The organism is Daejeonella sp. (genome assembly GCF_049655485.1).
Classification (GTDB): Bacteria; Bacteroidota; Bacteroidia; order Sphingobacteriales; family Sphingobacteriaceae; genus Daejeonella.
Genome location: NZ_JBASJU010000144.1, coordinates 1 through 4,588, shown reverse-complemented (window position 1 = coordinate 4,588; position 4,588 = coordinate 1). Strand labels below are relative to the sequence as shown.

Annotated in this window: 5 protein-coding genes; 1 reads left to right on the top strand and 4 read right to left on the bottom strand. The window is 41.2% G+C overall.

Annotation, left to right across the window (positions count from 1 at the left end):
• Positions 1–493: 493 nt before the first annotated feature.
• Positions 494–1,474, top strand: a complete 981-nt coding sequence (locus tag WBJ10_RS05885; RefSeq protein WP_424288598.1) for an acyl-ACP desaturase — start codon at positions 494–496, stop codon at positions 1,472–1,474.
• 85 nt (positions 1,475–1,559) lie between these two features.
• On the opposite strand, the gene WBJ10_RS05880 is transcribed toward WBJ10_RS05885, so the two are convergent.
• The 4 genes from WBJ10_RS05880 to WBJ10_RS05865 form a co-directional block, all read right to left on the bottom strand.
• Positions 1,560–2,306 (bottom strand): 3-keto-disaccharide hydrolase, encoded by a 747-nt coding sequence (locus WBJ10_RS05880; RefSeq protein ID WP_424288597.1) that lies wholly within the window; start codon positions 2,304–2,306, stop codon positions 1,560–1,562.
• Positions 2,303–3,685 (bottom strand): Gfo/Idh/MocA family protein, encoded by a 1,383-nt coding sequence (locus WBJ10_RS05875; RefSeq protein ID WP_424288596.1) that lies wholly within the window; start codon positions 3,683–3,685, stop codon positions 2,303–2,305. Before WBJ10_RS05875 ends, WBJ10_RS05880 begins: the two co-directional genes overlap by 4 nt.
• 38 nt (positions 3,686–3,723) lie before the next feature.
• The gene (locus tag WBJ10_RS05870) at positions 3,724–4,326 is read right to left on the bottom strand and encodes a 3-keto-disaccharide hydrolase (RefSeq protein WP_424288595.1); all 603 of its coding nucleotides are present in this window, start codon (positions 4,324–4,326) and stop codon (positions 3,724–3,726) included.
• Between the two features lie 89 nt (positions 4,327–4,415).
• Entirely contained in the window at positions 4,416–4,574 is a 159-nt protein-coding gene (locus WBJ10_RS05865) for a PH domain-containing protein (protein WP_424288599.1), read from the bottom strand.
• Between the last annotated feature and the right edge of the window lie 14 nt (positions 4,575–4,588).

Below are 4,588 nucleotides of genomic sequence, written 5' to 3'. Positions count from 1 at the left end.
ATTTTAAACAAGCCCCTTTCGAAAGATTGGGGCTTTTTTGTGGAAGAGGGTTTTCAACAGGAAAAAAGGCCTTGAATAAAGAACCAAGAGCAAGGGCTAGCTGCACAGCTGGAATGCACAGCGGGATGTAAAACGAGTTTCTTACCGAAGAGGGCGCAGAATTTAGGGCAAAGTTCGCAGAAGTTGGGGCAGAGAGCGCAGAGTCGATTCGAAACATAATTTCCCTTAATTCACTTTCTGATTATTCCGAAAATTAGTCAACATAATACCGTTCTATATTATCCTACTCTGATAATAACATATCAACATTGTTATCTCGTATTTGTGCTATATTTAACACATTTGAGAAGAACTAATTTTGACTATTCTTAAAGAACTTTTATCATCTATATCGGTTATTAAAGGGTGCTGAACCAGCTGTTGAAGCCACTTAAACTAAATTTTGGACCGCAATTCCAGCATTTTACGTATATTTGCCTAATTAATAATTCATATGAATATCAATATAGGATCCCGTAAGGAAGTATTAAGGCATATCGAGAAGTATATGCTGGAAAAGATGCACGAATACCTTAAACCTATAGATACTAATTGGCAGCCTTCTGACTTCCTGCCTGATTCAACTCGGGACAATTTCTATTCAGAAATTAAGGACCTCAGGGAGAATGCAAAGGACCTATCTTATGACCTTGTTGCTGTTCTGATTGGCGATACAATCACAGAAGAGGCGCTTCCAACGTATGAGTCGTGGCTAAGTATGGTCGACGGGATTTCCAAGGACGAACAGGGTGGATGGATGAAATGGGTTCGTCACTGGACAGCGGAAGAAAACCGTCATGGCGATTTGCTTAATAAATACCTCTACCTTTCTGGTCGTGTTGATATGCGCCAGATGGAAATCTCAACGCAATATCTTATTGCTGATGGATTCGATATAGGCACCGGGCATGATCCTTACCGAAATTTTATCTATACAAGTTTCCAGGAGCTTGCAACAAATATTTCACACCGCCGGGTAGCATCTTTCGCAAAGCAGGAAGGTGATACGCTTCTTTCTAAAATGTGCGGAGTTATTGCATCTGATGAGGCTCGACATGCTAAAGCATATAAAGATTTTATGATGCGCATCTTTGAGGTGGATCCAAGCGAAGCGATGATTGCTTTTGAAGATATGATGCGTAATAAAATTGTAATGCCAGCTCACTTTTTACGTGAAATGGGATTGAAAGTCGGTCAGACCTTTGGACACTTCACGGATGCTGCACAAAGATTAGGTGTTTATACAGCTATCGACTACGTCGACATCATGAAACAACTAATTGATGAATGGCAGATTGATAAAATAACTGGCATGAATGAAGCAGGAGAAAAGGCAAGGGACTATGTGATGAATCTGCCTGATCGTTTGCTAAGGGTAGCTGATCGGATGAAAACTCCTACTTTGGAATATAAGTTTAGTTGGATAGCTGGATAAAAAAGTATCAAGAATTAAGCTTGCCTGCCGGCAGGCAGGTATCAAGTATTAAAAAGTCCCCTGAATTTCAGGGGACTTTTTAATGTTAGAGTTCTTTGATCGTGATGTTTTTGAAATAGGCTTTATTGCCGTGGTCCTGTAAAGATATTCTGCCTTTTTTAGCCGAACCATAATCTGGATAATCTTTCCACTTGCCTGTATTTTTTTCTTGTTCCCATTTAGGATCCCAGGCGGTAAATTCTACGATCTTTTCACCATTTAGCCAATGTTCAACATGACCCCGATTAAATATAATTTTGCTGGAGTTCCATTCGCCAACGGGGTTTAGTTTTTTAGTTTCGCTTGGGGGGTTCATTGCGTAGTCCCCACCAGTCAGTTGCCAGTTTTCAAGTTTCGAAGGGTAACTAAGATCATCAATCAATTGATATTCCGGGCCAGTTTCCCAAGGTGCCTTATATTTAACGTCTTCTATAACATGGTACATTACCCCGCTGTTGCCGCCCTGGTCAATTTTCCAATCCCAGTTTAGCTCGAAATTTTCATATTCCTTATCCGATACGATATCACCACCAGTATCTCCTTCTGCAGCACCCAAGCAAACCATTGCACCGTCTATAATTGTCCAGTTTTCTATTTCCCCCGGCTTGTTGAATGCATGCCAGCCTGCAAGGCTTTTACCATCAAATAAACTCTCACTTGTTCCCATCATTGTTTTTTCACTAATTATTGAATTACTATTAGCGTTTCTATGTGTCCGTTTGCTGCTTGTACAGGATATAAGAACACAGACTGCCAGGATGTAACCAGCAGTCTGTGCAATGTTCTTTATCATTTTTTCTTAACCGCTTGCATTTTTTCAGGATTCCACAACATGGCACTGTCATTATTGTAACTGTCGTTACATAACAAAGCTGGTGCTGCAGCACGATATCCGAAAATAGCATCCTCCGCTACTTTTCCATTGGTTCGAATAGCAGTAAAGAAATTCACCATATGGTCATATGGTCCGCCTTTATATCCTTTTTCCGCTGCAAAAGTAAATTCCTCCGGAGGAAGAATACGCTTACGTCCGTCTACAGGAGTTCCTGCTTTTTTCATTTGTTCAATAAAGAACGGGTCATCTGATACTACAGGTCTATTACGTTTTAACGTCACAGAATCCCAGCCGATATCCATCGATCCTTCACTTCCAACAAGCTTGAGAAAAGTACTCCCGCTAGTGCCGTCGTTAAAATTGCATCTTAGTGAAAGGTTGAAAGCAGGGTGAGCCTTCGCCTGTTCTGGGTAGTCAAAGATACCAAGCAAAACATCCGGGACTTCACGCCCATCTTTCCAATACCGTAATCCGCCTGAAGCGTAAATCTTTTCCGGCCCGAAAGAGTCTGTTATAAAATGCAGGCTGGAGAAAAGATGAACGAATAAGTCTCCTGACATACCGGTACCGTAATCGCGGTAATTTCGCCATCTGAAGAAGCGGGTAGCATCGAATGGTCTTTTTGTTGTGTTAGAAACAAAGGTTTCCCAGTCGACAGTTTCCGGAGAAGCATCTTCCGGAATCGGATATTGCCATGCGCCTGTGGGTGAGTTTCTCGCCCAGAATCCTTCAGCGAAATTAAGTTGACCAATTGCACCATCTTTCAACAGTTCTTTGGCTTTCTCGTTCCCAAGTGAAGATACTCCCTGGCTCCCTACCTGTAAAATTTTCCCGGTTTCTTTCTGTGCTTTTATTACTGCCGGGCCTTCAGTTATATCGTGTACCATTGGCTTTTCAACATAAACATGCTTTCCGGCACGCATAGCATCAATGGAAATTTGCTGATGCCAATGATCTGGAGTTGCTACAATAACAGCATCAACATCTGAGCGGTTTAGAATTTCCTTGTAGATCCGTGTTGTATAAATGTCTTGTCCCCAACGCGTTTTCGCGCTGTCCAGGCGGCCCTGGTAAAGGTCGCAAACAGCCACAAGTTTTACACCAGGAACTTGCAGCGCCACTACTGTGTCTTGAGTACCCATTATACCAGCACCGATCAAAGCGATATTAACGTTATCGTTCGGGCCGATAAACTGTCGGTTGTGGATTTTGATTTCAACGGCCTTGTTCTCGGTATCATTACTTGCAAAAACATTTGAGCCAACTGCAACAGCAGCGGTAGTGGCTCCAAGTTTCTTAATAAAACCTCTGCGCGAGGATTCTGGATTATTCTTCATATTTAAATGTCAGATCTGTTTATAGGAATAGTTTAATCTTATGGAAGTTCTGATATTCGAATTTTTTTCCATCTTACTTTAATTCCACCCCCATCATGTATCTGAAGTGCGATAGAGCCTTCACCTGCACCAATCTTTGAGTCTTTAAGAAAAACCATTTGTTTGCCGTTCAACCAGGTTGTTACTTCATCGCCAACCACCCGGATCTTACCTTTATTCCATCCATCTGGATTTAACGCTTTTTCATCTTCAGGAGTTGGTTTTATCAGCCAGCCTCTTCCATAGGATTCATATATACCACCGGTGCTGTTTCCCGGAGGGGCGACTTCAACCTGCCATCCACTAATCTTCGTCCCGTCAATTGTTGAACGGATGAAAACACCGCTGTTGCCATTTGCTTCAAGCTTAAACCGGTATTCTAGTACGAAGTTCTTATAAGCTTTTTCAGTTGAAAGATAACCGTACTTTTTATCGGGTCCGCTTTCACAAACAAGGTGTCCGTCTTCAACATACCATTTTTCGGTACCATGAATGTTCCAGCCAGTAAGGTCTTTGCCATTAAAAAGCTTTTTAAATCCCTGCGCGTTCGCACCGGCTGAAATAAAAAGGCAAGAAAAAATAATAAATAAATACTTCATCATGTTTTTTAGATTAAGTATTAAATATAGTTTTTAAAATACGGATTCAAAACTCGTACTACAGAAATTACAATTTATATAGAGTGTATTTATCAACTCTCAATCTTGAATAAAGCAAAATTCTGCAATTCTCTGGCTGCTTCCAGGGGAATATAAGGTGCAGTGATTGTGCCGCCTGCTGTGTGTAAGGATAGATCTGCGAGAAATTTTCGCTGCTGATATGGACTTTGAGAGATTTTTACAGATTGGATTTTATCCCATTTCA

Coding starts and splice junctions, on each gene's coding strand:
- WBJ10_RS05885 (WP_424288598.1), top strand. CDS start 494: ATGAATATCAATATAGGATCCCGTAAGGAAGTATTAAGGCATATCGAG.
- WBJ10_RS05870 (WP_424288595.1), bottom strand. CDS start 4,326: ATGATGAAGTATTTATTTATTATTTTTTCTTGCCTTTTTATTTCAGCC.
- WBJ10_RS05880 (WP_424288597.1), bottom strand. CDS start 2,306: ATGATAAAGAACATTGCACAGACTGCTGGTTACATCCTGGCAGTCTGT.
- WBJ10_RS05875 (WP_424288596.1), bottom strand. CDS start 3,685: ATGAAGAATAATCCAGAATCCTCGCGCAGAGGTTTTATTAAGAAACTT.